19 protein-coding genes are annotated in these 21,424 nt (G+C 56.9%); 9 read left to right on the forward strand and 10 right to left on the reverse strand.

Annotation, left to right across the window (positions count from 1 at the left end; all coding sequences use genetic code 11):
• Positions 1-2: 2 nt before the first annotated feature.
• The gene (ruvA, locus tag ABJI08_RS17490) at positions 3-686 is read right to left on the reverse strand and encodes a Holliday junction branch migration protein RuvA (RefSeq protein ID WP_348403138.1); all 684 of its coding nucleotides are present in this window, start codon (positions 684-686) and stop codon (positions 3-5) included.
• Positions 683-1,189: a crossover junction endodeoxyribonuclease RuvC gene (gene ruvC / locus ABJI08_RS17495; RefSeq protein WP_348403139.1), complete on the reverse strand. Its 507-nt coding sequence runs from the start codon at positions 1,187-1,189 to the stop codon at positions 683-685. Before ruvC ends, ruvA begins: the two co-directional genes overlap by 4 nt.
• A 332-nt stretch (positions 1,190-1,521) precedes the next feature.
• Here ruvC and ABJI08_RS17500 point away from each other — a divergent pair, with 332 nt between their 5' ends.
• Positions 1,522-1,710, forward strand: a complete 189-nt coding sequence (locus tag ABJI08_RS17500) for a DUF1127 domain-containing protein (protein ID WP_348403140.1) — start codon at positions 1,522-1,524, stop codon at positions 1,708-1,710.
• 183 nt (positions 1,711-1,893) lie between these two features.
• Here the strand turns inward: ABJI08_RS17500 and ABJI08_RS17505 are convergent, their stop codons facing one another.
• The 5 genes from ABJI08_RS17505 to ABJI08_RS17525 all read right to left on the reverse strand — a co-directional run bounded on the left by ABJI08_RS17505 (position 1,894) and on the right by ABJI08_RS17525 (position 8,474).
• A complete protein-coding gene (locus ABJI08_RS17505) occupies positions 1,894-2,238 on the reverse strand; it encodes a hypothetical protein (RefSeq protein ID WP_348403141.1) in 345 nt (114 codons plus the stop codon).
• A 251-nt stretch (positions 2,239-2,489) separates the two neighbouring features.
• Complete coding sequence (locus tag ABJI08_RS17510; protein ID WP_348403142.1) at positions 2,490-3,359, reverse strand: 50S ribosomal protein L11 methyltransferase; 870 nt, start codon at positions 3,357-3,359, stop codon at positions 2,490-2,492.
• Between the two features lie 73 nt (positions 3,360-3,432).
• On the reverse strand, positions 3,433-4,716 hold the full coding sequence (locus ABJI08_RS17515; RefSeq protein ID WP_348403143.1) for an MATE family efflux transporter: 1,284 nt from the start codon (positions 4,714-4,716) through the stop codon (positions 3,433-3,435).
• A gap of 39 nt (positions 4,717-4,755) precedes the next feature.
• Entirely contained in the window at positions 4,756-5,988 is a 1,233-nt protein-coding gene (locus ABJI08_RS17520) for an MFS transporter (RefSeq protein ID WP_348403144.1), read from the reverse strand.
• Positions 5,989-6,260: 272 nt separating this feature from the next.
• Complete coding sequence (locus tag ABJI08_RS17525) at positions 6,261-8,474, reverse strand: primosomal protein N' (RefSeq protein ID WP_348403145.1); 2,214 nt, start codon at positions 8,472-8,474, stop codon at positions 6,261-6,263.
• Between the two features lie 118 nt (positions 8,475-8,592).
• Between ABJI08_RS17525 and fsa the strand changes: the two genes are divergently transcribed.
• Positions 8,593-9,246: a fructose-6-phosphate aldolase gene (fsa, locus tag ABJI08_RS17530; protein WP_348403146.1), complete on the forward strand. Its 654-nt coding sequence runs from the start codon at positions 8,593-8,595 to the stop codon at positions 9,244-9,246.
• 70 nt (positions 9,247-9,316) lie between these two features.
• Here the strand turns inward: fsa and rhaI are convergent, their stop codons facing one another.
• Both rhaI and ABJI08_RS17540 read right to left on the reverse strand, forming a co-directional pair.
• Entirely contained in the window at positions 9,317-10,591 is a 1,275-nt protein-coding gene (gene rhaI, locus ABJI08_RS17535; protein ID WP_348403147.1) for an L-rhamnose catabolism isomerase, read from the reverse strand.
• Between the two features lie 53 nt (positions 10,592-10,644).
• Positions 10,645-12,741 (reverse strand): bifunctional rhamnulose-1-phosphate aldolase/short-chain dehydrogenase, encoded by a 2,097-nt coding sequence (locus ABJI08_RS17540; RefSeq protein WP_348403148.1) that lies wholly within the window; start codon positions 12,739-12,741, stop codon positions 10,645-10,647.
• Between the two features lie 188 nt (positions 12,742-12,929).
• Between ABJI08_RS17540 and ABJI08_RS17545 the strand changes: the two genes are divergently transcribed.
• The 7 genes from ABJI08_RS17545 to ABJI08_RS17575 all read left to right on the forward strand — a co-directional run bounded on the left by ABJI08_RS17545 (position 12,930) and on the right by ABJI08_RS17575 (position 20,088).
• Complete coding sequence (locus ABJI08_RS17545; RefSeq protein WP_348403149.1) at positions 12,930-13,730, forward strand: DeoR/GlpR family DNA-binding transcription regulator; 801 nt, start codon at positions 12,930-12,932, stop codon at positions 13,728-13,730.
• A gap of 55 nt (positions 13,731-13,785) precedes the next feature.
• Entirely contained in the window at positions 13,786-14,775 is a 990-nt protein-coding gene (gene rhaS / locus ABJI08_RS17550) for a rhamnose ABC transporter substrate-binding protein (protein ID WP_348403150.1), read from the forward strand.
• A gap of 96 nt (positions 14,776-14,871) precedes the next feature.
• Complete coding sequence (locus ABJI08_RS17555) at positions 14,872-16,416, forward strand: sugar ABC transporter ATP-binding protein (protein WP_348403151.1); 1,545 nt, start codon at positions 14,872-14,874, stop codon at positions 16,414-16,416.
• Positions 16,413-17,390, forward strand: coding sequence for an ABC transporter permease (locus ABJI08_RS17560; protein ID WP_348403152.1), 978 nt, complete (start codon positions 16,413-16,415; stop codon positions 17,388-17,390). The genes ABJI08_RS17555 and ABJI08_RS17560 overlap by 4 nt, the downstream gene beginning before the upstream one ends.
• Entirely contained in the window at positions 17,387-18,388 is a 1,002-nt protein-coding gene (locus ABJI08_RS17565; RefSeq protein WP_348403153.1) for an ABC transporter permease, read from the forward strand. The genes ABJI08_RS17560 and ABJI08_RS17565 overlap by 4 nt, the downstream gene beginning before the upstream one ends.
• 3 nt (positions 18,389-18,391) lie before the next feature.
• Positions 18,392-18,706, forward strand: coding sequence for an L-rhamnose mutarotase (gene rhaM, locus ABJI08_RS17570; RefSeq protein ID WP_348403154.1), 315 nt, complete (start codon positions 18,392-18,394; stop codon positions 18,704-18,706).
• Positions 18,703-20,088 carry an FGGY-family carbohydrate kinase gene (locus ABJI08_RS17575; protein WP_348403155.1) on the forward strand — a complete coding sequence of 462 codons (1,386 nt, stop codon included), beginning with the start codon at positions 18,703-18,705 and terminating at the stop codon, positions 20,086-20,088. The genes rhaM and ABJI08_RS17575 overlap by 4 nt, the downstream gene beginning before the upstream one ends.
• A gap of 49 nt (positions 20,089-20,137) precedes the next feature.
• Here the strand turns inward: ABJI08_RS17575 and ABJI08_RS17580 are convergent, their stop codons facing one another.
• Entirely contained in the window at positions 20,138-21,289 is a 1,152-nt protein-coding gene (locus ABJI08_RS17580; RefSeq protein ID WP_348403156.1) for an MFS transporter, read from the reverse strand.
• Positions 21,290-21,424 lie beyond the last annotated feature (135 nt).

The raw sequence follows: 21,424 nt of genomic DNA on the forward strand, positions 1-21,424 counted from the left end.
TCTTATCCTTTTGGGGCCAGTAATTTCAACGCTGCCCGGATCAAAGCCGAAGCATCCGCCGCACCATCATCACTTGCCGCCTGCGCGACGGCGCTGGCGGCTTCTGCAGGCGCATACCCCAGATTGCCCAGGGCCGAAAGCGCATCAGCCTGCACGGAAATCGCGGCAGCCCCCGTCGCCACACCCACATCATCCGCCGGCGCTCGGTCCGGCTCCACCAATGCATCATCAGACGCCGGCGCTCCGGCCATGGCCTGCCCCAATGTACCGCCCAACGCCATCACTTCAGGCGCCTTGTCCTTCAATTCGATCACAACACGCTGTGCCGTCTTCGGGCCGACCCCTTTGGCCGCTTTGATCGCGTTCACATCGCCCAGCGCAATCGCCCGGCTGACACCTTCCGCGCCCAGCGTGCCCAGGATCGCCATAGACGCCTTCGCACCGATGCCCTGCACACTCATCAAAAGCCGATGCCACTCTTTCTCCAGAAGCGACGTGAAGCCAAATAACTGCAAGAGATCTTCGCGCACCAAAAGATCGGTAAACAAGGCCGTGACCTCACCCGGTCCCGGCAAACCGCCCAAGGTGCGCTCGGAACAATAAACAACATAGCCCACGCCCCCCACATCGATCAGGACATGATCCATGGCGCGATATTCGATCCGGCCTGCAATTTTTCCAATCATGCGCCTGCCCTCTTTAACGCGCGGGCATATCCGGCCCCGGCCCGCGCATGATGCGCATGACAAATCGCTATTGCCAATGCATCCGCTGCATCCGCACCTTTGATCGACGCGCCGGGCAATTGCAGCTTCACCATATGTTCAACCTGGTGCTTCTCAGCGTGGCCCACGCCAACAACCGTTTTCTTTACTTTGTTGGGGGCATATTCGCCAATTTCCAACCCGGCCTGAGCCGGCACCAGCATCGCAATCCCGCGCGCTTGTCCAAGTTTCAGCGTTCCTGCGCCGTCCTTGTTCACAAATGTCTGCTCAATCGCCGCCTGATCGGGGCTAAACCGGGCCACCACCTCGCTCAGTTGCGTGTGCAATGACAACAAGCGCTCGGCCAGATCAGACCCGACTGAATGGCAAATTCCATTCGCCACATGACTGAGTCGGCTGCCTTCAGCATCGATCACACCCCAACCCATGTTCCTGAGCCCCGGGTCAATTCCCAATACGCGCATGAATTCGCCCCTGCTGCCTGCAATTTGTTGCTTTTTTGTAGCACTAGCACGAAAGGGGAACAAACGCCAAGCGGAATACCGAAAGACATTTGCGACACAAAAATCGTCAATACGCGACACCGGCGTCAAAACCGGCACAGAAATCACCAGAAAACGACACGTCTCAGGTCGCTTTCAGTCATATTTTATTGGGTGTTCTCCCAGTCGCGACCAATGCAAAAATTGCATGGCACATATGCTTTTTTTGATGCTTGTTTTGTAATCGTTCCGCTCATATCTGCAGCTCATCGAAACGGACAAATGATCCACACAAAACAAAAAGGAAGATTGATATGGCTACTTATGACAACGTCTACACCCCCGGTTTCTCTGGCCGTATTGGTCAGACCTTCGCAGGCTTCGTTGCTGCAATCTCGGCATGGAAAGAAGCCCGCGCAAACCGCAATGCGCTGCGCGCACTTTCGGACCGTGAGCTGAACGACATCGGACTGTCGCGCGCCAACATCGAAGACCTGTTCTAAAACGCGATGCCCCAAACGGGCATTTGAAGTTCCGATCCTGGATCGATTAACCGTGGACCCGTCCGGTCCACGGTTTTTTCTTGTCTGAAATCTGCTTTTGCCTATGGCATCCGCCAAAAATAACAGGGGCTCCGCAGAGAGAGATGCGGAGCCCCTGGCCGTGCTGAATTGGAGGGTCAGCAGTTATTTCAAAGATCTGATCTGTGTAGCAATCCAACGGGATGCTGGATCCGGGCGCATGGTCCAGGCTGCGGCCTGCTCAACATACGTTCCGCCATCCAATCGTGCGACATGCTGGACGTAAAAATCGGGGCCGTACTGGGCCATAATCGCGCCCTTCATGCCAAAAAAGGCAACGGCGACCATTGTCAGACCGGTCCACGGTATCCCACGACGACGCCCTGCGCCGCGCACAATGACATATCCATCCCGGTTAATAGCAACCCGTTTGCGGGGGCGACGACCCCTGGCCTCTTGGCGATAAATCCCGGCCAGGCGTTCGTGAAACTCTGCGTGCGATTCACTCATGGCAACATTCTCTTGTTTGGCCCCCACCAAACATGGCCAAATTCGCCTGCAAATGTGGCGAAAATGTGGCACGACCGTGGAAATGGGGCGAATTCAAGACAAATACGGCGAAACTGCCCGAATTGGGCAGTCCGCTCCGAAACAATACATGCAAGGTATTCTGATTGTTCGTAAATTTGCAACGCCGCTGACAAACGCGCGCAAAAAAGGGCAACTCGCAGGCCGCCCGATTCTACTCAAATTTTAGAAATTCAGTGCTTGGTCAGCGTCAGCGTCGTCCATTCACCGATTTCTTCACGTGTGTGCACGTCAAACCCGCTGGCCTCATATGCCGCAATCACTTCGTCGGCCTGCTCATTCAGCAAACCCGACAGGATAGCATGCCCGTCCCTGGCAATATTTGCCCCCATGTCCGGGGCCAACCCAATCAGCGGCGCTTTCAGGATATTGGCAAATACCAGATCATACGGCGCCTTTGCTGCCAGATCAGGATGACCAAACCCCGCGGCTTCAAGGCACAGCACGCGCCCCTCCAGCCCGTTGGCCCTAACATTCGCCTCGGCCACGTCGACCGCCACTTCGTCAATATCGCTGGCCAACACCGGATTGGGCCAGATACGCGCCGCACCCATCGCCAAAACCGCTGTACCGCACCCGATGTCGGCCACGTTTTGCCCGACCACACCTTCGATCGCCAGTCGGTCCAGCGCCTTAAGGCAGCCCAGCGTTGTTCCATGATGCCCGGTGCCAAAGGCCATCGCCGCCTCGATCAGCAACGGCTCTGACCCATCGGGCACTTTATCCGCGTCATGACTGCCATAGACAAAGAACCGCCCCGCCTCGACCGGCGCCAGCTCGCGCTTAACATGCGCAACCCAATCCGTATCCGGCAATTCAGACACGGCAAAAGGTTTGGCACCAAACGCTGCCGTCAACACGGCCAGACCAGCTTCATCCGGGCTTTCTGTGAAATACCCGCCGACTTCCCAAAGCCCCGACCCGTCTTCGACCTCAAACACGCCCACACCGGTGGGTTCCGGCATCAGCCGTTCCATCGCATCGCCCAGCTTTTCGGCCTGTTCCTTGCCCATCAGGGTGGTCAGCGCGGTAAATGTGGGCATGAGAGCTCTCCTATCAGGTTCCCCGGGCGCTTAGGCGGTCCAACCCGGCCCGTCAACCCTGCGACACCACCGCTTAGAGTTGACGCAGGTAGCGCCAGGTCCACATTGCGCCAATCACGCCAACCGCAGCGCCTGCGCCCGATTGCGCGTAAACGACGCCCGGCGCCCCGAAAACCGAGGATGCCCAAAGAGCCACTGGCAGGATCAACACACCATCGCGCAACCAGTTCAACATTGTAGAGCGTGTCGGTTTGTCCAGATTGTTGAATGCCGCATTGGAAACGAACAAGGCGCCGATAAACAGAAACGCGCCCGCGCCCAGATAGGCAAACGCCTCATAGACCTGCGCGCCTTGATCAACCAGACCAAACCCGACAATCACCAATTGCGCAGTCGCCACAAGCATTGCCCAGACCAAAATACTGTACCCGGCACAGAAAATCAGGGCATCGCGAAAGGCACTGCGCACGCGGTCGATCAGCCCGGCGCCATAGTTTTGGCCAAAGATGCCCCCTATCGCCCCGGACAGCGAAAAGAGACCACCGAATGCCACCACCATCATCCGGTTGACCACCGCCCAAGCGGCCACAGCATTGTCACCAAACCCTGCTATCACGCCGGTCAAAAGGTAATTCCCAAACGGTGTCGCCATCTGCGTCAGGATGGCTGGCACTGCCACCAGGGCAAAGGGTTTTGCGCTGCGTTTGATGGCGTTCCAATCTGGGCGCGCAAACAGGTCGTGCACGCCGATGGCAAACAACATGGCCATCCCCGCCATCACAAACCGCGACAGCACAACACCCAGCGCCGCCCCGTCCAGCCCCAAACCCAGCCCAAGGATCAGAAACGGGTCGACAACCATTGCGACCGCCCCTGATGTCAGCGTGACATACATCGACCGGCGCCCGTCGCCCACAGCGCGCAGGCTCGCTTGTCCTGCCATTCCGACGGCCATCACAATCAGCGATGGCATCGAAATCAGAATATAACGCGACGCCAAAGCCAGCGTTTCGCCTTCTGCCCCCACTTGCCTCAGCATCGGTTCGCGCAGCGCAACAATCAACACCGCAACCAGCAACTGCACTGTCAGGGTCAGCGCCATTGCACCGGTCGCGTCCTGGCGTGCCCGCTCAAAGTCGCCCATGCCGATCCCACGCGATATCATGGCAACCCCGGCGATCATCAGACCAACGCCAATGGACACAGCAAAAAACTGAACAGCAAACGCAAACCCGATTGCCGCCACCAAAGTCCGGTCGCCTGCTTTCGCAATCCAGAACAGGTTCGCCAGATCGACCAGAAACACAAAGGTGATTCCCGCGGCCCCGGTCAGGGTCATGCGCACGACATGACCCATCGTCGATCCATCTAAGAAACGACCGCGCCGCGCCATATCCTATTGTGCCGGCGTTGCGGAATACCGCGACAGCCGTGTTTCATTGCCCTTTTCGGGGTGGCGCGGCACCAATGTCGCCAGCCCAAGCGAAACCGCCGCCATACATGCCGCCAGCGCGAAAACTGCGCCCGGCGACACCAGCCAAAGCAATCCCAAAAGAACCGGCAGAAACACCGCCGCGATATGGTTGATGGTAAACGCCACAGCCGCCGTTGGCGCGATGTCTTCCGGATCGCAAATCTTCTGAAAATAGGTTTTCAACGCCAGAGCTAGCGAAAACAGCATGTGATCCAACACATAAAGCACCGACGCCAGAACAATGCCCCAGCCGAAAAAATAGATCCCGCCATAGGCCAGAAAGACCATCACAAGCCCAAAATATTCGAAAATCAAAGTGCGCCGCTCACCAAAACGCGCAACCCCGACGCCAACCAACGGCGCAAAAATCATGTTGGCCACCAGATTGATCAGATAGAGCGCCGTAATCTCATGCACGTCAAAGCCAAACCGCTCGACCATCATGAACCCGGCGAATACCACAAAAATCTGGCGACGTGCCCCGGCCATGAATTGCATCGCGTAATACAGCCAATACCGCTTTTTCAGCACCATTTTGCGTACTTGCGGGGTACGGCTTTCGAATTGCGGATAAGCCAGCAGGCAAAAAATCGCGATTACCGCCGTGACGCCGCCGCCCAGCATGTACACAAAGTTATAGCTCAGATCGAACCGCTCCCAACTCAGCACTATCAGCCCATACGCCACCAGCGTCGCCGCGGACCCGGCCGCCAATAACCAGCCCAGCGCCTTGGGCGCGCGCGCCTTGTCCAGCCATTGCAACTGCAAAGACTGGTTCACAGTCTCATAGTAATGAAACCCGATTGAACTCAGCATGGTGATGGTCAGAATGCCCGCCATGCTTGGGAACCACGCAGTCACGGCCGTTGCCACGCCCAGCAGCAGCAAAGACACCATGCCCAGCACCTGTTCGCGCATGAACATCAGAATGGCGATTACACCAACGGCAAAGAAACCCGGAATTTCGCGCACGGTGTGCAGCAACCCGATATCAGCGCCATCAAACCCGGCCATTTCGATCACAAAATTGTTCAGCAGCGCGGACCACACGTTAAACGCAATCGGCATCGCCAGCGCCATAAGAAACAGCAAGGTCACGGGGCGCCGCCACACTGGCAAGTGCGCCGCCTCATCAATGGTCATTTTATTTAACATGCGTCGCAAATACGCCCCTCAGTTGTTAAAGGCGAGTGTAAAAGAGCGCAGTTAGGTCTGTATTCACGCACACTTGTTTGCAGTTGTAAGGCAGGTAAGCTGATCACTCCTGATGCGCCTCAGGTGGCGCTGGATGCACACCGACACAGAATACCCTGCAAAGCTCAATCCAAAAGCCGCCATTATCATTGGTTCAGAAACACTCAGAATTCGGCGCTTTAGTTTTCGCACGCGTGTCGAACGATACCCCCCAAAAAAATGAGGCCACCCAATCAGTAAAAGCTCTGCGGATCAATATCGACCGCCAGCCGTAAATCACCTTTCAGGCGAAACTGCCCAACCCATTGCGCCAGCGCGGCCTGCAATGGCACGCCCTTGCCTGCCTTGACCAAAAGACGCACCCGATGCCGCCCCCGCACACGCGCAATTGGTGCCGGTGCCGGTCCGTAAACATCCGCTCCGATCGCACGCAGCATATCCGCATTGCGCGCCAGCGCGTTGCCCAGATCAAACACCTGACTGACATCGCCGCCCGACAGGATAATGCCCGCCATCCGGCCAAAGGGTGGCACCCCGGCATGTCGCCGCTCATCGGCCTCTGCCTTCCAGAACCCCAGCTCATCCCCGGCCAAAATCGACCGGATCACCGGGTGCTCTGGCTGAAAGGTCTGCAACATCGCCGTGCCCGGTTTGTCCGCCCGCCCCGCGCGCCCGGCCACCTGGCGCATCAGCTGAAACGTCCGCTCCGCCGCACGCAGGTCCGAGCCTTGCAAGCCAAGGTCGGCATCAATCACGCCGACCAGCGTTAACAGAGGGAAATTGTGCCCCTTGGCCACCAGCTGCGTGCCTATGATAATGTCCGCGCCCCCCGCGGCGATGGTTTCGATACCTTCCTTCAAAGCACGGGCAGACCCAAACAGATCCGATGACAACACCGCCAGCCGAGCCTCAGGCCACAGCGCCCCGGCCTCTTCGGCCAACCGCTCGACACCCGGCCCCACCGGTGCCAACTTGCCTTCCACCTCACAGCTTGGGCAAATTTCCGGCATCGGCTTGGTCTCGCCGCACTGATGGCACACCAGCCGCTTTAGAAACCGATGTTCCACCATGCGCGCGTCACAATGATCGCACCCAACCTGATGCCCACACGCCCGGCAAATCGTCACCGGCGCATAGCCACGCCGGTTGATGAACAACAGGCTTTGCTCTCCCCTCAGAACCCGCCGGTCCACAGCGGCCTTCAACGTTGATGAAATCCAGCGCGACGCTGGCAAATCTTCGACCCGCATGTCAATTGCACGCATCTCGGGCAGCACCGCCGCGCCGTAACGTGCACTCAGTTCCAGCTTTTCGTATTTCCCCGCTTCGGCATTCGCCCAGCTTTCAAGCGATGGCGTTGCCGATGCCAGAACCACCCGCGCATCACACAAAGACGCACGCAGCACCGTCATATCGCGCGCATTGTAAAGAACGCCGTCTTCCTGCTTGTACGACGTGTCGTGTTCTTCATCGACCACGATCAGCCCCAGATCGCGATACGGCAAAAACAACGCCGACCGTGCGCCCACAATCAACGACGCGCCGCCCTCTCCCACCATTTTCCACGTCCGGCGACGCTCGGTCATGGTCACACCGGAATGCCATTCGGCCGGGCGTGCACCAAATCGCGCCTCAACCCGGGTCAGAAATTCCGCTGTCAGCGCAATCTCGGGCAACAACACCAATGCCTGACGCCCGTTGCGCAGGCACGCCGCAACCGCCTCCAGATAAACTTCGGTTTTGCCCGAACCGGTCACACCGCGCAGCAAGGTTGTGCCATAGCGCCCCGAATTCACCCCCACACACAACGCCTCTGCCCCCGCTGCCTGTGCATCGGTCAGCGTTTTGCCGCCATACTCAGGGTCCAGACGCGCAAACGGCATGTCGCGCGGCGTGTCTTCCTCGCGCACCACGTCTTGCTTGACCAAACCCTTGACCACAGACGTGGTCACGCCTGCCATTTCGCCCAGTTCTTTCAGGGTAAAGGACAGCCCGCCATAATCCTGCAAGGTTTCCAGAACCCGGCGCCGTGCATCGGTTTGCCGGTCCGGAACGCCCTCGCCCAACCGGTAAACTTTGCGCATGGATGGCGGATCACTCAGGCCGGGCGCGCGCGTTGCCAGCCGCAACATCGCATGCAACGGCGTCAGCGTGTAATCTGCCGCCCGCTCCAGAAAGGTTTTCATGCCCGGATCCATTGGCGCCACATCCAGCACCCGGTTCACAGGACGAATGCGGCTGATATCAAAATCGCCTTTGCCGGGGCCCCAGACAACACCCAACACCCGGCGCGGCCCCAAAGGCACCTCAACAAAAGCGCCTTCAAAACATCCGCCCGCTGGCGCTTTGTAGTCCAGAAACCTGTCCAGCGGCTGTGTCGTGAGAACAGCCACCAAAGCACCTTCATCGAAATAGCCGGACCCGTTCACACTGCCTCCTGTGCGCATTTTCCGCTGTTTCCGCTAACATTTCGTAACCGCCCGGCGGAATTCGGGCTTTCAGCATGGGCATCTATCAGGTAAAGGCAACCCGACCCAAGTCCAACCCATCAAAGGACACGTACTCATGAAATTCTTCGTAGACACAGCTGAAATTGACGCCATTGCCGAACTGAACGCGCTAGGCATGGTGGATGGTGTAACAACCAACCCGTCGCTGATCAAAAAATCCGGCCGTGACATTCTGGAAGTTACCAAGGAAATTTGTGATCTGGTCGACGGCCCGGTATCCGCCGAAGTCACCGCCACCGACGCAGATCAGATGATCGCCGAAGGTCGCAAGCTGCTTGAGATCGCTGAAAACATCGCCGTCAAAGTGCCACTGACATGGGATGGCCTGAAAGCCTGTAAAAACCTGACCGACGACGGCCACATGGTAAACGTCACCCTGTGCTTTTCGGCCAATCAGGCGCTGCTGGCTGCCAAAGCGGGCGCAACATTCATTTCGCCTTTCCTCGGTCGCCTGGACGACATCAATATCGACGGTACCGACCTGATTGCGGATATCCGTCAGGTTTATGACAATTACGGCTACGAGACCCAGATCCTGGCCGCGTCAATCCGCACCGTTAACCACGTCACACAATGTGCGCTGATTGGTGCCGATGTCATGACCGCGCCTCCCGGTGTGATCAAATCTATGATCAATCACCCGCTGACCGACAAAGGTCTGGATGCGTTCCTTGCGGACATCAAAGCCGCAGACATCAAGATTCTGTAATCTCACTGAATTGATCCGGGCAAGAGGCAGCACCCCTTGCCCGGTCACACTTACCTGCGGGTTGATGTCGTCAAACGATGCCACCGCCCGAGCCGTCTGCCATAGGTCGGCTTTGCGCCACACGCGCCCGATACCCGGATGCCCGATACGTGCCCACCGGATCAATCGCCCCACCTGAAAGCTGACGGGCCCTGGCAAGGATGGGGTCCACATCTGTGCGAAACGCGCGCCGCAAAGTGGCAGACGCCATCAGCGCATCGTTGCCATTCTGATATGCCGCCAAAGCCACACGATCCACCAGGCTCGCCTGAACAAAGGCGCGCTGAATTTCTATGGCCGAGATCATCAGGCTTTCGATCGGGTCCGTGACATTGTGCGACTGGTCAATCATATGCGCCAGATCCAACCCCGGCGTACCTTCGGCATCAACCAGCTCGTTCCAGACCAGAAACAGCCTGTAGGGATCGATGGTGCCACTATCGAGATCATCGTCACCGTATTTGCTGTCATTAAAGTGAAAACCGCCAAGTTTTCCGGCATGGATCAAACGTGACACGATCATTTCGATATTCACGTTTGGCGCATGATGTCCCAGATCAACAAGGCACATGGCTTTGTCGCCAAGTTCCTGCGCCGTCAAAAGCGATGTGCCCCAGTCCTGAACAACCGTGGAATAGAACGCGGGCTCATAAATCTTGTGTTCCGAAAACAAGCGCCAGTCATCGGGCAGCCCCGCATAGATGTCTTTCATAGAAGACAGGTAACGTTCAAACTGTCGCCCCATATGGGTCTGTCCCGGGAAATTTGCCCCGTCCCCAATCCAAACGGTCAGCGCCTTTGAGCCGATTTTCTGACCAATCTCGATACATTCCAGATTATGTTCAACAGCCTGCGTGCGGGTGGCCGCATCGGTATGCGTCAAGGACCCGAACTTATAAGAATGTGATTGGTCAGGCTGATTCTGAAACGTGTTGGAATTCATCGCGTCAAACGACAAACCATATTGGTCGGCTTTGGCGCGCAAATCAGCCGGGTCTGCTTTGTCCCACGGAATATGCAACGACACAGACGGCGCTGCTTGTGTCAGCGTATGAATGACGCCGCAATCCTCCAGCTTGTCAAAAATATTGGCGGGTTCGCCCACTCCGGGAAACCGGGCGAAACGCGTACCACCTGTCCCGGTGCCCCACGACGGCACAGCAACCCCAAACCTTTGCGCCCGCGCGACAAGAACGTTGATGTCCGCACCGCTGCGGTCAAGCCGCTCTCCGAGGCTGTCGAAATCCTTATCCAGATCGCGTTCCAGCCTGGCGTTCCCGGCCTCAATCACTGTTTGATCAAGCATGATTTCCTCCCGAATAATCTGCGCGCCCTGTCTGGCACAGCGCAGACATGTGTTTAGCGCGTAAAGGCCTGAACGTTGCCAGCGTCTACATTGATGATGTTGCCGGTCGACTTTGCCGATTTGTCGGACGCAAAGAAATAGGCCGCTTCGGCAATGTCTTCGGGCAGAACCGACCGCTTGAGCATAGAGCGATTGCGATACATCTCTTCCAGCCCCTCTTTGTCGGTGCCATAAGTGTCAGCCCGCTGATCCAGCCATTCACCTTCCCAGATTTTGGAGCCGCGCAACACGGCATCCGGGTTGACCACATTCACGCGAATCCCCGCCTCTGCCCCTTCCAGCGCCAGACACCGTGCCAGGTGGATTTCCGAAGCCTTGGCCGTACAATAAGCAGATGCATTCGGCGACGCCGCCAGACCATTCTTTGACGCCACAAAAACAACGGCGCCGCCCATGTTTTGCGCGCGCATCATCCTGAAGGCTTCGCGCGACACAAGAAAATAGCCCGTGGACAGAATATCCATATTCTTATTCCACAGCGCCAGCGTCGTGTCTTCAACCGGCGCGGACGTGGCAATACCAGCGTTGGATACCAGAATATCGACGCCTCCAAATTCAACAGCCGTATAAGCATAGGCCGCCGCAACCGCATCCTCATCTGTCACGTTCATCTCAACCGTGCGCACCACATCGCCGCCATACCGCGCCACCAGATTGTCATATGTCGCAGCAAGGCTGTCTGCGTTGATGTCGGCCAGCATCACACACGCACCTTCTGACAGGTACCGTTCCGCTGTGGCCGACCCAATGCCGCCTGCCCCACCTGTGACAAGTGCCACCTGACCGGCAAGGCTTTTGGGTTTTGGCATACGCTGAAGTTTCGCTTCTTCGAGCAGCCAGTATTCAATGTCAAAGGCCTCTTGCTCAGGCAAACCACAATATTCAGACACAGCCGCCGCGCCGCGCATCACATTGATTGCATTGACATAAAACTCGCCCGAGACACGCGCGGTTGCACGATCTTTGGCAAAGGTGATCATGCCAACGCCGGGGATCAAATACACAACCGCATTGGGATCCCGCAGCGCCGGGCTGTCCTCATGACGGCACCGATCATAATAGGCCGCATAGCCATCGCGGTAAGTCGCGATCTGCGCCTCTAAGCCTTCCAACACGGCTTCGATATTGTTGGTCGCAGGGTCATAATCCACCACCAAGGGGCAGATTTTCGTACGCAGAAAATGATCCGGACAGGATGTGCCCAAAGCCGCAAGGGCGGGCATGTCTCTGGCGTTTACAAACTCAAGGACAGTGACGGTGTCTACGAAATTGCCAACCATATGCTGTTTGCCCGACACAAACCCCCGAATAACAGGCATCAGCCGCGCCGCGACGCCTGCGCGTTCTTCTGCATTCAGGCTATGATGGACCGGCCCGCCAAAGGCAGGCACATCCGCCGTCTTTTCCTCAAAAAACGCGATGGCCTTGTTGATAATGGCCAGCGTCAGTTCATAGCAGGCCTTGGCGTCGTCATCCCAAGTGAACAGCCCATGCGATTCCAATACCACACCTTTAGAATTCGGGTTGTCCAGGCAGTATTTTTCCAACCACAGACCCAATTCATACCCGGGCTTCTTCCAAGGCAACCAACCAATATCGTCACCAAAAATCTCTTGTGTCATGGCCTTGCTGTCCTTGGACGCAGCGATGGCAATGATCGCATCCGGGTGCATGTGATCGACATGGGCCCTAGGCACATACGCGTGCAGCGGCGTGTCAATCGAGGCCGCCCGCGGGTTGAGGTTGAACGTGCAATGGGGGAGATAACCAACCATCTCATCTTCAAACGCAACGCCGCGATACTTGCCCTTTAACGCGCGCAGCTTGTCCATGTACAACGTTGAAAAGCCGTCCATTTTGATGGACCCAACATCTCCGCCCGACCCCTTGACCCACAGGACTTCAACCTCGTCTCCGCTCAGCGGGTCCGCCTGAAAAACCTTGGCGGACGTGTTACCGCCGCCATAGTTGGTGACGCGTTTGTCGGACCCAAGCAAGTTTGACCGATAGAGAAGCTTCTCCGGCTCGCTCATGCTGGCCGCCTTGGCCTCGTCCCAAAGAGAAACAAGCCGGTTTGCTTGGGTTGTCATTGTGATCTCCTCCTGATCCGCAGATAATTCTATCAGATTTGGTCCGATGGTGAGCAGGTTGCGTCAGAATGTCAATCATTAACAATCACAATTGATCATTTATGGATACCAAATGAAAGTTTATGACAATTAACGATTGACAATGATTGGATGCTTGCGGCATCGTCAACGTCAGCGGGAGGAAAATAATGCACGAGAAGGAACGCAATAGGATCATATTGTCCGCAGTACAGGATCGTCCGGTTGTGACGGTTTTGGACCTGTGCAGTATGACTGGCGCGTCCGAGGCGACCATTCGCCGGGATATTTCCGCATTACACGAAGCCAAGAAACTGCGCCGTGTGCGTGGTGGTGTTGAGGCCTTGCACCCCAATCAGTTGCCGGGTTTGGCAGGGCGCCCATTTGCGGTGAACGAAGCAATCAATATCACTCAAAAACAAGCAATTGCGCGCAAAGCGGTGGAGCTTTGTGAAGAAGGCGAGCCGATCATCATCAATGGCGGCACCACAACCTTTCAAATGGTGCATCCTTTGGCGACGCGTCGCTGTCAGGTCTTTACAAATTCCTTTCCGATTGCCGAACACTTGCTGAAGAATTCAAAGAACACGGTTCTGATCTCTGGCGGCGTGATCTATCGCGAACAAAACATCGTTTTGTCGCCGTTTGATAATGACGTCACGCGCAATTTTTATGCGCGTCGTATGTTCATGGGGGCGCAGGGTGTCGGCCCGCTTGGCGTGATGGAAGCGGATCCGCTGATCATTCAGGCCGAACAAAAGCTGATCGGACAGGCCGACGAAGTTGTCCTGCTGGTCGATTCCGGAAAATTCAAAGAGCGCTCCAGCCTCGTGCTGTGCCCGCTCAAAGATATCGATGTCCTGATCACCGATGACGGGATCAGCGACCGCTCTGCCGCAATGGTGGAATCGGCTGACATCAAATTAATCGTGGTGCCGGTTGGCACCTCGAAGGAGGAGGCGGCTTCATAGTCGACCAGGAGGGGACGGCGAGCCGTAAATTTATGGGAACCAGGGAGGAAACCCAATGAAATTTACTAAATTCATGACATCCGTAGCCGTGGCTGCAGGATTGTTCGCCGGACCTGTGGCCGCAGACGACATGCGGATCGCGTTGGTTGTTAAGGCGCTTGGCATCGGCTTTTTCGAAGCCGCTGCTGAAGGCGCAGAAGAAGCTGCCAAAGAGATTGGCGGTGTGGAAATCATCTATACTGGCCCAACTGACACCACTGCCGAAGGTCAGATCGAGGTGCTCAATTCCCTGATCGCGCAAAACGTGGACGCCATCGCTGTCTCCGCCAACGATACCGACGCGCTGGTACCCACGCTGAAAAAAGCAATGCAGCGCGGCATCACCGTGATCTCGTGGGATTCCGGCGTGGCCGAAGATGGCCGTCAGGCACATCTGAACCCCTCGTCCAACGCGCTGATCGGCAACATGATCATTAAAATGGCCGCTGATCATCTGCCGGATGGCGGTGAAGTCGCGGTGTTGTCTGCCACCACTACATCAACAAACCAGAACATCTGGATTGAAGAGATGAACAAGGTGATGGGCAATTATGCGGGCATCGAGGTTGTTTCGACCGTGTATGGCGATGATCTTGCCGACAAATCCTATCGCGAAGCGACAGGCCTGATGCAGTCACACCCCGATCTGGACGCAATCATCGCACCTACGTCCGTTGGTATCGTTGCTGCTGCTCAGGCCGTTGCCGATGCAGGCAAAATTGGTCAGGTTAATGTGACCGGGCTGGGGCTTCCCTCTGAAATGGCAGGCGCCATCGAAAGCGGTGCATCTAAATCCTTTGCCATCTGGAACCCGATTGACCTGGGCTACTCGGCGACAATGCTCGCGCATCAGCTGGCAACCGAAGCTGCAACCGCCGCTCCGGGCGCCGAAATCGAAATTGGCCGCATGGGGTCGATTACGCTGGATGACACCAACGCTGCGGCAATGGCCGATCCGTTTGTCTATGACGCCGGCAATATCGATGATTTCAAAGATATCTTCTAAGATTACTCCCAGAGTATCGGGGCGGTGTGCATGCGCACCGCCTTGGCACCAAATGAAAGACGCGCCCTAAGCGGGCCTTGCGACGGGGATGCGCAGATGACCCATCACACACCAGACGGGACAAGTGACTTGGGACATGCGCCCATCCTGTCACTGGACAACATCACCAAAACATTTCCCGGGGTGAAAGCACTGGATGGCGTAGAGCTTCACCTCTACCCCGGTGAAGTGACCGCCCTGGTGGGCGAAAACGGCGCCGGAAAATCCACAGTTGTCAAGACTTTGACTGGCATTTACCAACCTGACGGTGGCCAGATACTGCTTGACGGTCGGCCTGTTCATTTCCCAACCCCACAGGATGCCGCAGATGCCGGTGTCACCGCCATTCATCAGGAAACGGTGCTGTTTGATGAACTGACTGTCGCGGAAAACGTGTTCATCGGCCACGCGCCCAAAACGCATCTGGGTCTGATCGACACCAAGGCCATGCACACAAAAACCACCGAGATTCTAACTTCAATCGGGGCCAAAATCGACGCTGGCGAAAAGCTGAAAGATCTCGGCATCGCCTCGCGCCATCTGGTCGCCATCGCGCGCGCCCTGTCTGTTGAGGCACGCGTTGTGATCATGGATGAACCCACCGCCGCGCTCAGCCAGACCGAAATCGAAGAATTATACGACCTGGTCGCCACGCTCAAGGCCCAAGGAAAAGCGATCTTGTTTATCTCACATAAGTTTGACGAGATTTTCCGCATTGCTGATCGCTATACGGTGTTTCGCGACGGACAATTTATTGGCGTCGGCAAAATGACCGACATCCAAGAGGCGGATCTCGTGCAGATGATGGTTGGCCGCGCCGTCGACCAGCTGTTCCCGAAACGCCATGCCGACATTGGCGACGAAGTGCTCAAAGTCGTTGGCTATAGCCATCCAACCGAGTTTGAAGACATCAACTTTTCCCTGCACAAGGGCGAAATCCTCGGGTTTTACGGGTTGGTTGGCGCAGGGCGTTCTGAGTTTATGCAGTCTCTTATCGGGATCACGCGTCCTTCTAAAGGGGCCGTGCGGGTCGATGGCAAAGTGCGCATCATCCGCTCACCCGCCGACGCCATCAAATCCGGCATTGTTTACGTACCGGAAGACCGCGGCAGACAAGGCACCATTCTGGACATGCCAATCTTTCAGAACGTGACCCTGCCTTCTCTGACCAGGACATCCCGACAAGGGTTTATCCAATTGGCCGAAGAATTCGCCCTTGCCCGGGAATATACCGAACGGCTCGATCTGCGGGCCGCGTCATTGGACACAAACGTTGGCGCGCTGTCGGGCGGCAATCAACAAAAAGTGGTCATTGCCAAATGGCTGGCGACCCAACCCAAAGTCATCATTCTCGATGAACCCACCAAAGGCATCGACATCGGCTCTAAGGCCGCCGTGCATGACTTTATGTCAGAATTGGCGGCTCAGGGATTGTCGGTCATCATGGTCAGCTCAGAAATTCCTGAAATTCTGGGCATGTCCGACCGGGTTATCGTAATGCGAGAGGGCCGCATGGCCGCCGAACTTGAACGGGATGACCTCAGCCCCGAAACCCTTGTGCGCCACGCCGTTGGCATCAGCGTCAAAGGAGAAGCGGCATGACTGTGCTGAAATCCCGCGAAGCGATCCTTGCAGGCGCCATTCTGTGTTTGCTGCTGATCATTGCGACGCGCTTTTCCGGTTTTGTTGCGCCCAACAACCTGATTGCCGTGTTCACCGACACGTCGCCGCTGATGATCCTTGCGGTGGGACAAATGGCGGTGATCCTGTCGCGCTGTATTGACCTGTCTGTGGCGGCAAATCTGGCACTCACCGGCATGGTATGCGCCATGATCAATGTCGCAGCACCAGACCTGCCGGTTGCGGTCATTCTGGTTGTGTCCCTGATTATGGGGGCCGCCTTGGGGGCGATCAATGGCATACTGGTGTGGAAACTCAGCATCCCGCCCATCGTCGTCACGCTGGGCACAATGACCATTTTTCGCGGCATCATATTTCTTCTGACCGAAGGCAAATGGATCAACGCCCACGAGATGAGTCCGATTTTCACAGGGTTTCCCCGGACCAGTGTTCTGGGCATGCCCGTCCTTGGCTGGATCGCCATTGTCGTTGCCGGGGTGATGATCGTGGTCATGGCGCGCACTACGCTGGGGCGGTCTATCTATGCGGTTGGCGGCAATCCTCACGCGGCGGTCTATACCGGCATCAATGTGGGCAAGACACAATTTGCTGCCTTTGTGATCTCCGGAATGCTTGCCGGGCTGACCGGCTATCTCTGGGTCGCGCGATATTCTGTGGCTTATGTCGACATTGCGGGCGGCTTCGAACTTGACGTGGTCGCGGCCTGCGTGATTGGCGGCGTATCCATTGCAGGCGGGGCCGGCACAGTTGTCGGCACGCTTTTGGGGGCCCTGTTTCTGGGCGTCGTCAAAAATGCACTGCCTGTTGTGGATATCTCGCCGTTCTGGCAGCTCGCCATTTCCGGTGCCGCGATCATTATCGCCGTCGCGTTTAACGCGCAATCCGGTCGCTCTAAAGGGCGCGTCATTCTCAAATCTGCGGAGCATGCACAATGAGCCTGACTGATAACGCCCCCCGTCAGATCCCAGACCGTCTGCGCTCGCCGTTACAGGCCAGACTGGTCAGCTGGGAAAGCCTCTTGCTGGCGGTCGCCATCGCGATCTTCATCGTCAATTCAATGGCCTCCCCCTATTTCCTGAACGCATGGAACCTGTCGGACGCCACGTTTAACTTTACCGAAAAGGCCATGATTGCCTTTGCCATGGCCTTGCTGATCATCTCGGGCGAGATTGACCTGTCGGTGGCCGCAATCATAGCGCTGGCCTCGACCGCCATGGGTGTGGCGATGGAAATGGGCGCGGGCACCCCGGTTTTGGTGTTGGTCGGGCTTGGCACAGGGCTACTCTGCGGTGCTTTTAACGGCGCGCTGGTGACCAGACTGGGACTGCCGTCCATTGTTGTCACCATCGGCACGATGAGCCTGTTTCGTGGCATCAGCTATATTGTCCTCGGAGACGAAGCGTTTCGCGGATATCCCAGCTCGTTTGCGTGGTTTGGTCAGGGCTATGTGTTCTGGGTCATCTCCGTAGAGTTTGTGATCTTTGTGGTGCTGGCGCTGATCTTTGGCGTGCTGCTGCATAAAACCAACTTTGGCCGCATGGTCTATGCAACCGGCAACAACGCCACCGGCGCGCTGTTTTCCGGCGTGCGGGTGGATCGTGTCAAAATGATCCTGTTTCTGCTGACCGGTTTGATGTCCGGTCTGGCAGCGGTTTGCCTCACATCCCGGCTGGGCTCGACCAGACCTTCCATCGCCTCGGGTATGGAGCTGGAAGTTGTCACCATGGTGGTGCTGGGCGGAGTCAATATTCTGGGCGGCTCCGGTTCAATCCCCGGGGTTGTGATCGCCGCCTTTGTCATGGGCCTCGTGACATTTGGCCTTGGCCTGCTCAATGTACCGGGCATTGTCATGTCGATCTTTATCGGGCTGCTGCTGATTGGGGTGATTGCATTGCCACGCCTCTGGGGCATGTGGCGCAAAAAGGCGGACTGACCGATGGAAAAATACGCATTCTGCATGACCCTGCACAAAGGTAAGCTGGATGAATACCGCAAACGCCATGATCAGATCTGGCCCGAACTTGCCGAACTGCTCAGACACGCCGGAGTACAGGATTACTCGATCCACTATCATGCCGCTACAAATCAGCTGTTTGGCGTGCTGTGGCGACGCGATGACCACACCATGGACGCACTGCCCGATCATCCTGTGATGAAACGCTGGTGGGCCCATATGGCTGACATCATGGAAACAAATGCCGATGCCAGCCCGGTTGCCGTTGAACTGGAACAGGTGTTTCACCTGCCATGACCAACCCGGCCAGCGCTCGCAACAATATTGCCGTTATCGATGTCGGAAAGACCAACGCCAAACTGGCCCTTGTCGATGGCAACACCCTGACAGAGATGGCCGTGGTGACGCGCCCAAACACAGTTCTGCCTGCACCGCCCTACCCCCATTTCGACCTCAAAGGCCATTGGGCGTTCTTCCTCAACCACCTCGCCACGTTTCAGGCGAACCACGGTGTCGACGCCATCTCGATCACCACCCACGGCGCCTCAATTGTGCTGCTGCAAGAAGACGGCGCACTTGCCACGCCCATGCTGGATTACGAACACCCCGGCCCGGATAGCCTCGCGGATACCTACAGCGCATTACGTCCCGGTTTTGCAGAAACCGGCTCGCCACATCTGCCCGGCGGGCTCAATGGCGGGGCGCAATTACACTGGTTGTTCGAAACCGACCCTGCCCTGCTGGCACGCACCAGACACATCATCACCTACCCGCAATATTGGGGTTTTCGGCTTACCGGACATGTGGCGTGTGACGTGACCTCGCTGGGATGCCACACAGACCTGTGGAACCCGTGGGAGGCCAAACCCTCGTCGCTGGTGGAACGCCTTGGCATCTCTGAAAAACTGGCAGCTGCCCAAAATGCCTCTGACATTCAGGGCCCACTGACCCGGACTGTGTGTCAGGCCACCGGCCTCTCGCCCGATACGCCGGTCACATGCGGTATTCACGACAGCAACGCATCGCTGGTGCCGCATCTCAGCCAAAACGGCGACCCTATTTCCGTTGTGTCCACAGGCACCTGGGTGGTGTGCATGGCCGTTGGCGGGCAGCCGAAACATCTGGACGCCGCGCGTGACACGCTGGTCAACGTCAACGCATTCGGAACGCCTGTACCCTCCGCCCGTTTCATGGGCGGGCGGGAATATGAAATGATACGCAACGGCGCGCAGGCATCGCCAACCGAAACAGATCGTGCATCGGTGCTCGCAAATGATGTCATGCTGCTCCCGTCCGTTGTTAGTGACAGTGGACCGTTTGCCGGCCGGAAAATGCGCTGGACCCACGCACCAGAAACCGACGGCCAGCGCATCTATGCGCTGTCGCTGTATCTCGCGATGATGACTGACACTTGCCTTGAGCTGGCTGGCGGCAAAGGCACAACCGTCGTCGAAGGACCCTTTGCAAAAAATGCCGACTATATCGACATGCTTGCGGTGCTGCGGCCTGACGGCGTTGAGACTGCAAGCTCGGCAACCGGCACCAGCGTGGGTGCGGCCATGCTACTGGTGAACTCTGGCAGGGCGGAAACAACCAGGGCACTCACGCCCCCGACCAAAGCTGACTTGATGAGATACGCGCAAAACTGGCGCAATCGCGTTGCATCACACGTCAGCTGATGAACTGATATTCGAACCTCCGAACAACACTGACGCTCAAAACCAAAAATCAGATATTTGCTCTGCGCAAGGATACGAGCGCGATACTGGCCGCAGCCAGTGCCGCCCCTAAGAAACTGAATTCAAGCATGCCCCACCCCCCTGTTTCCAGAATAAAACCAGACAGCGGTGCGCCCAACAACACCATTGCTCCACCAGCTTGAGCGATAGCTCCAATAGTACGCGCAGCCGCATCAGCGGAGTCCGTAACGACAGGGACAGACGTGAAAATGGCCGCCGCTGTCAGACCGCACGCAAATGCAAACACGGCCCGCAGTACCGACCCATCCGACGCAGTTTCAGGAAAGCAGAACGCCGCACAACACCCGATCAGCAGAAAACCAGGCGAAATAAGCCTGGGCGGAAGCGCCCCATCAGTGCGCGCAAATAAAAACGCCGCAGTAAAACTGCCCAGCGGCACAAAAAGCGGCACAACGGCGGCGGACACCATTTGCGGACCTGACGTTGCTGTATAGCTCGGCGAAAATGTGAAAAAGCCAATCGACAAAAACGCATAAACCCCAAAAGAGACAACCAGAGCCCAAGCGATTTTCGCTTTGCCAACCGGGTCTGAACCCCGGGCTGTTTTAGGTTGCGCATCAGCCAGAATGATAAGGACCAAAAACGCGACCACGCCCATTGCGCCGGCATAGGCGAACCAAATGTCTTGCAACTGAGCGCCTTGAGGCATCACGCCGCTCAGCCCATTGGACAGCGCAAATCCAACAGGTACAAAACTGCTCCACAACGCGAGAAATACCCGTCGCAAGCTGTCTGGCGCTTTGACGGCCAGATAAGATGGCGCTGCGATCACCGTGATTATGTGACCCGCGGCTTCGATGACGCGGGCCGCGATCATCAGCGGCAGGGTGTCTGCAAAGGCAAACAACACCGCACCCACCGCCATCGCGATCGCACCCAGTTTAATGGCAAGCACAAGCCCAAACGAAGTAATCACCCGCGCGGCCGGGATCGCAAACAAGGCCACAAAAAGTGTCACAAGCGAGGTCAGCCACCCGATGGTGGGATGACTGAACCCAAATTCATCACCCAGACGCACCGCATACGGCGCGATCCGACCCAGTTGCAGACCTGTGCTGTACCCCAGCAACAATACAACGAGGCATGATAACAGTGGTTTAATGGGTTGTGCGGATCTCATCCGTGACTTGTGACGTGAAATGACCAGACTGCCAATCGCATATTGCGACCCAAAGTCTTTTCGCCTGTGAAAAGATCATTGCAGTCTGCATCATGGATGCGAAACACCCTTTGTGGCTTCATGCTGAGCAAGCAT

Origin of the sequence: Shimia sp. (genome assembly GCF_039969785.1) — a bacterium.
GTDB lineage: Bacteria > Pseudomonadota > Alphaproteobacteria > Rhodobacterales > Rhodobacteraceae > Shimia.

Bases quoted from the DNA above. Each gene is read 5' to 3' on its own strand.
- ruvA (WP_348403138.1), bottom strand. From the start codon at position 686: ATGATTGGAAAAATTGCAGGCCGGATCGAATATCGCGCCATGGATCAT.
- ruvC (WP_348403139.1), bottom strand. From the start codon at position 1,189: ATGCGCGTATTGGGAATTGACCCGGGGCTCAGGAACATGGGTTGGGGT.
- ABJI08_RS17500 (WP_348403140.1), top strand. From the start codon at position 1,522: ATGGCTACTTATGACAACGTCTACACCCCCGGTTTCTCTGGCCGTATT.
- ABJI08_RS17505 (WP_348403141.1), bottom strand. From the start codon at position 2,238: ATGAGTGAATCGCACGCAGAGTTTCACGAACGCCTGGCCGGGATTTAT.
- ABJI08_RS17510 (WP_348403142.1), bottom strand. From the start codon at position 3,359: ATGCCCACATTTACCGCGCTGACCACCCTGATGGGCAAGGAACAGGCC.
- ABJI08_RS17515 (WP_348403143.1), bottom strand. From the start codon at position 4,716: ATGGGTCATGTCGTGCGCATGACCCTGACCGGGGCCGCGGGAATCACC.
- ABJI08_RS17520 (WP_348403144.1), bottom strand. From the start codon at position 5,988: ATGTTAAATAAAATGACCATTGATGAGGCGGCGCACTTGCCAGTGTGG.
- ABJI08_RS17525 (WP_348403145.1), bottom strand. From the start codon at position 8,474: ATGCGCACAGGAGGCAGTGTGAACGGGTCCGGCTATTTCGATGAAGGT.
- fsa (WP_348403146.1), top strand. From the start codon at position 8,593: ATGAAATTCTTCGTAGACACAGCTGAAATTGACGCCATTGCCGAACTG.
- rhaI (WP_348403147.1), bottom strand. From the start codon at position 10,591: ATGCTTGATCAAACAGTGATTGAGGCCGGGAACGCCAGGCTGGAACGC.
- ABJI08_RS17540 (WP_348403148.1), bottom strand. From the start codon at position 12,741: ATGACAACCCAAGCAAACCGGCTTGTTTCTCTTTGGGACGAGGCCAAG.
- ABJI08_RS17545 (WP_348403149.1), top strand. From the start codon at position 12,930: ATGCACGAGAAGGAACGCAATAGGATCATATTGTCCGCAGTACAGGAT.
- rhaS (WP_348403150.1), top strand. From the start codon at position 13,786: ATGAAATTTACTAAATTCATGACATCCGTAGCCGTGGCTGCAGGATTG.
- ABJI08_RS17555 (WP_348403151.1), top strand. From the start codon at position 14,872: ATGACCCATCACACACCAGACGGGACAAGTGACTTGGGACATGCGCCC.
- ABJI08_RS17560 (WP_348403152.1), top strand. From the start codon at position 16,413: ATGACTGTGCTGAAATCCCGCGAAGCGATCCTTGCAGGCGCCATTCTG.
- ABJI08_RS17565 (WP_348403153.1), top strand. From the start codon at position 17,387: ATGAGCCTGACTGATAACGCCCCCCGTCAGATCCCAGACCGTCTGCGC.
- rhaM (WP_348403154.1), top strand. From the start codon at position 18,392: ATGGAAAAATACGCATTCTGCATGACCCTGCACAAAGGTAAGCTGGAT.
- ABJI08_RS17575 (WP_348403155.1), top strand. From the start codon at position 18,703: ATGACCAACCCGGCCAGCGCTCGCAACAATATTGCCGTTATCGATGTC.
- ABJI08_RS17580 (WP_348403156.1), bottom strand. From the start codon at position 21,289: ATGAGATCCGCACAACCCATTAAACCACTGTTATCATGCCTCGTTGTA.